The 3,482-nt window shown below is 75.9% G+C and carries 3 protein-coding genes; 2 read left to right on the forward strand and 1 reads right to left on the reverse strand.

What is annotated here, in order from left to right:
- Nucleotides 1-527 precede the first annotated feature (527 nt).
- Nucleotides 528-1,484 carry an RNA polymerase sigma factor SigJ gene (sigJ, locus tag ACWEVO_RS32785; protein WP_452311315.1) on the forward strand — a complete coding sequence of 319 codons (957 nt, stop codon included), beginning with the start codon at nt 528-530 and terminating at the stop codon, nt 1,482-1,484.
- 7 nt (nt 1,485-1,491) lie between these two features.
- Here sigJ and ACWEVO_RS32790 read toward each other — a convergent pair whose 3' ends face one another.
- Nucleotides 1,492-1,998 carry a DUF402 domain-containing protein gene (locus ACWEVO_RS32790; protein ID WP_452311316.1) on the reverse strand — a complete coding sequence of 169 codons (507 nt, stop codon included), beginning with the start codon at nt 1,996-1,998 and terminating at the stop codon, nt 1,492-1,494.
- Between the two features lie 124 nt (nt 1,999-2,122).
- On the opposite strand from ACWEVO_RS32790, the gene ACWEVO_RS32795 reads away from it, so the two are divergent.
- On the forward strand, nt 2,123-3,482 hold a 1,360-nt coding region (locus ACWEVO_RS32795), incomplete at its 3' end, for an ATP-dependent DNA helicase (protein ID WP_452311317.1).

The following is a 3,482-nucleotide window of genomic DNA, read 5'->3' on the forward strand; positions in this document are numbered from 1 at the left end:
CGTGGTGCTGGCCGCGGCGTCCGCCGGCACGTCGTACACCTGCGTGGTGACCTCGCCGCTCCCGAGCACCACCCACCCCTCCCCTCCCCGCCCTCCCGCCGCGCGACCTCACGCGGCGAGGGGCCTTTTTCTCGGAAAGAGTGGCCTCGGCCGCTCGCGAGGCCACTCTTTCCGGGAAGTTGCGCGGATCTTGGCGCGGGCCCCCGATGGGGCGGGGCCCGGACGGCGTGCCCGGACTGCTGCACGGGCCCGGACTGCACGGGCCCAGACTGCGCGGCGAGAGGCCTCTTTCCTGGAAAGAGTGGCCTCGGCCGCTCGCAAGGCCACTCTTTCCGAGAAGTTGCGCGGACCTTGGCGCGGGGCCCGGGCGGGCGGAGGGCCCGGACGAGCGGGGGCCCGGGCGCCCCCCGCGGACGGCGCGGGAGGCGGAGGGGTGGGGACGGCACGGAATCCCCGGATGTCACATTCCGGGGCGGTGCGGCGTCCAGTGGGACGGGGAGAATGTGGGCGCGGGGAGGGAGCAGACGGTGGGCGATCTGACGGCGGAGTTCGAGGCGGAGCGCGGGCACCTGCTGGCGGTCGCGTACCGGATGCTGGGCAGCCGGAGCGAGGCCGAGGACGCGGTGCAGGAGACCTGGCTGCGGTGCGCGAAGGCACTCGCCGACCCGGACGCGCACGCCCAGATCCAGCAGCTGCGCGCCTGGCTCACCACCACCTGCTCGCGGATCTGCCTGGACGTGCTCCGCTCCGCCCGGGTCCGGCGGGAGGCGTACCCGGGCCAGTGGCTGCCGGAGCCGGTGGTGCGCGACCTGCCGACGGCGGACGGGTTCGCCCCCGATCCGGCCGAGCGGGCGATCCGGGCCGACCAGCTCGGCACCGCGCTGCTGCTGGTGCTGGAGCGGCTGACCCCGGAGCAGCGGGTGGCGTTCGTCCTGCACGACGTCTTCGCCGTGCCGTTCGCCACGGTCGCCGAGGTGTTGAACACCACAGCGGCCGCGGCCCGGCAGCTCGCCTCGCGGGGCCGGCGGGCGGTTGCCGCGCCGGACGTGCCCCGGCACACGGCCGACCTGGCCGAGCAGCGGCGGGTGCTGGCCGCCTTCGCCGCGGCCGTGGAGTCCGGCGAGCTGGACCGGCTGGTAAAGGTGCTCGCCCCGGACGTGGTGCTGATCGGCGACGGCGGCGGGCACCTGCCGGCGGGCCGCCGGCCGATCCTGGGCGCGGACACCGTGGGCCGCTTCCTCCTCGGCATCTACCGCCAGGCCAGCCGGTACGGCGGCGCGCTGCGGGCCCGGCCGGTGCTGGTCGACGGTGCCCTCGGCTGGCAGTTGGCGGCGCCCTACCGGGACGGCCACACGCTCCGCATGATCAGCACGTACGCCGTGCACGAGGGGCGGATCACCGGGGTGTTCCACCAGCTCAACCCGGACAAGCTGACCTGGCTGCCGGAGCTCGGTCCGGACGACGCCTGGCCGCTGCGGTGGTGAGGCCGGCTCAGGCGACCAGGGCCAGCCACTTCCGGTAGGACGTGGCGAACGGCTCGGTGCCGTCGCCGAGTGCGCCGAGCAGCCAGCGGGCCGCCGACTCGGCCTCCCGGACCAGGTCGTCGGGGTAGCCCCAGCGGGCCCGGTGCTCGGCGAACTCGTCCTCGTCGCGCAGCTCGACCAGGCCGGTCTCCCGGCGGCGCACCACGTCGAGATCGAGGTCGACCAGGTGAACGACGTCCTCCCCCTCCCAGCGGGCGGGGGTGGCGATGTCGCAGTAGACCTCGCTGGTCCGGGGCGGCGGGTTGAACATGCCGGTCCACCAACCGTGCCGGGGCACCAGCAGGACGAACGGGATCCGCTCGACCGAGGGCCGGCCGTGGTAGACCGACTCGGTGCCGGCCGGTACGCCGAGCCACACCCCGAGGTCGTCCTCGGCGAGCCGGCGGGCCGGGTAGTCGCGGTGGGCGCTGCCGTCGTACTTGCGGTAGATCACGCGGACCACGTCGCTCGGCATGAGTGGCACCCTAACCGATTCCGGCCACGCGACGCATTCGGCAGGTAACCCGACGCGACCCACCGACGACGCCACGCGGTGGAGGCGCGCCACCGGTGTCGGGGCCGGCGGGTACGGTCGCACGGTGACCCCGCCTCGCACCGCCACCGGTCCCGCCGTGCCCAGGAAGCGTCGAGGTGCCCGGCCCAGCGGCGGCGACCTGCTGGCCGCGGCGGTGGGCGCGGTCCCCGGCGGTGCGGCCCGGCCGGGCCAGCAGCAGATGGCCGAGGCGATCGAGCGGAGCATCGCCTCCGGCGAGCACCTGCTCGTGCAGGCCGGCACGGGCACCGGCAAGTCGCTGGCGTACCTGGCACCGGCGCTGACCGTGGACGGCCCGGTGGTGGTCTCCACCGCCACGCTGGCGTTGCAGTCCCAGCTGGTCGAGCACGACCTGCCCCGGCTCGCCGACGCGGTGGAGCCGCTGCTCGGCCGCCGCCCCACCTTCGCCGTGCTGAAGGGGCGGCACCACTACCTCTGCCTGGCCCGGCTGGACAGCTCCACGGAGGAGGAGCCGGAGGACACCCTCTTCGACTCCCCCCGCCCCGCCGGGGGCACCAAGTGGCTCGGCGAGGCGGGCCGGCTGGGCAAGCAGATGCAGCGGCTGCGCGACTGGGCGGAGGAGACCGCCACCGGCGACCGCGACGAGCTGGACCCGGGGGTCGACGACCAGATCTGGCGGACCGTCTCGATGCCGGCGCGGGAGTGCGTGGGCGCCACCCGCTGCCCGTTCGGGCAGGAGTGCTTCGCGGAGGCGTCGCGGGCCCGGGCCCGCGAGGCGGACATCGTGGTCACCAACCACAGCCTGCTCGCCGTCGACATGCTGGCCGGCCGGCACATCGTGCCGCCGCACAAGCTGCTCGTCGTCGACGAGGCGCACGAGCTGGCCGACCGGGTCTCTTCGGCGGCGCAGGCCGAGCTGGTCCCCGAGCTGATCGACCGGTCCGCCCGCCGGGCCCGGCCGCTGCTGCGCCCCGAGGTCGCCGAGCGGCTCACCGAGGCGGGCGACGCCCTCGCGGTGGGACTGGCCGAGGCGCCGGCCGGGCGGCTCACCGCCGGCCTGCCGCCGGCACTGCGCGAGGCGTGCACCCTGCTCGACGCGGCGACCCGGGCCGCGCTGGAGGCGATCGGCGAGGTCAAGGCGGACGACCCGGACCCGGTCCGCAAGCAGCAGGCCAAGGCGGTGCTGGACGAGCTCTCCACCACTGCGCAACGCCTGCTGGAGGAGGCCGACCACGACGTGGCCTGGGTGGAGAAGCCGGAGAACGGCAGCCGCCGGGCGCTGGTGGTCGCGCCGCTCTCGGTCGCCGGTACCCTCGCCACCCACCTGTACGACGAGCGCACCGTGGTCGCGACCTCGGCCACGCTGGCGCTGGGCGGCCGGTTCGACACGGTGGCCCGCGCGCTGGGGCTGGAGGCCCCGCCGCCCGCCCCGCCCTCCCCGGCCG

Source organism: Micromonospora sp. NPDC003776, from assembly GCF_053605645.1.